General features: G+C 52.6%; 1 rRNA gene. It reads left to right on the top strand.

The window, feature by feature from the left end:
• Positions 1 to 52: 52 nt before the first annotated feature.
• Positions 53 to 1,303, top strand: a 23S ribosomal RNA gene (locus tag ACTNBZ_RS14300); the annotation flags it as partial.

Genomic DNA, 1,303 nt, shown 5'->3' on the forward strand with positions numbered 1-1,303 from the left:
CGAGGCTTCGCCGCAAGGCGGAGACGAGCGATACGGAGCTTGCGCCGACGAAGGTCAAGCTAGAAAGAGCGCAAGGGGAATGCCTTGGCATCAGGAGCCGAAGAAGGACGTGACAAGCTGCGATAAGCTGCGGTGAGCTGCAAATGAGCTTTGACCCGCAGATTTCCGAATGGGGAAACCCGGCAGAGCAATACTCTGTCAGCGTGCGTTGAATCAAATAGGCGTACGCGGGGAACCGCCTGAACTGAAACATCTAAGTAGGGCGAGGAAGAGAAATCAACCGAGATTCCGCTAGTAGTGGCGAGCGAACGCGGAAGAGGCCAAACCGGAGGATTTATTCTCCGGGGTTGCGGACTCACACAACAGCAGGATAGTTTAGCCGAATGGTATGGGAAGGCCAACCAGAGCGGGTGATAGTCCCGTAGGCGAAAAGCGAATCCTGCCAGTGAGGATCCAGAGTACCACTGGACACGTGAAACCCGGTGGGAAACTGGGGGGACCACCCTCCAAGCCTAAATACTACCTGATGACCGATAGAGGAGCAGTACCGTGAGGGAAAGGTGAAAAGGACCCCGGGAGGGGAGTGAAAGAGAACCTGAAACCTTGTGCTTACAAGCACTCAAAGCCCGTTAACGGGTGATGAGGTACCTTTTGTAGAATGGTCCGGCGAGTTATTGTCACTAGCAAGCTTAAGGTATTCAGTACCGGAGGCGCAGCGAGAGCGAGTCTGAACAGGGCGTATGAAGTTGGTGGCAATAGACCCGAAACCGGGTGACCTATCCATGGGCAGGTTGAAGTGGGGGTAAAACCCCATGGAGGACCGAACGCACGTTCGTTGCAATGACCGGCGATGACCTGTGGATAGCGGTGAAATTCCAATCGAACTCGGAGATAGCTGGTTCTCCCCGAAATAGCTTTAGGGCTAGCGTTAGTTTAGATTACCGGAGGTAAAGCACTGAATGGGCTAGGGGCCGATAAGGTTACTGAACCCTATCAAACTCTGAATGCCGGATAATTGATGACTAGCAGTCAGACAGTGTGAGATAAGTTTCATTGTCAAAAGGGAAACAGCCCAGACCCACAGCTAAGGTCCCAAATACATGCTAAGTGGAAAACGATGTGGAATTGCGAAAACAACCAGGATGTTGGCTTAGAAGCAGCCACTCATTAAAAGAGTGCGTAATAGCTCACTGGTCGAGTGACTCTGCGCGGAAAATATAACGGGGCTAAGCATGTAACCGAAGCTTGGGCTTGTCTTAGGACAGGGGTAGGGGAGCGTCGAATACGGGGTGAAGTCGTAGCG

Source organism: Pseudoflavonifractor sp. HCP28S3_F10 (assembly GCF_052065415.1).
In the GTDB taxonomy this organism is placed as follows: Bacteria; Bacillota; Clostridia; order Oscillospirales; family Oscillospiraceae; genus Pseudoflavonifractor_A.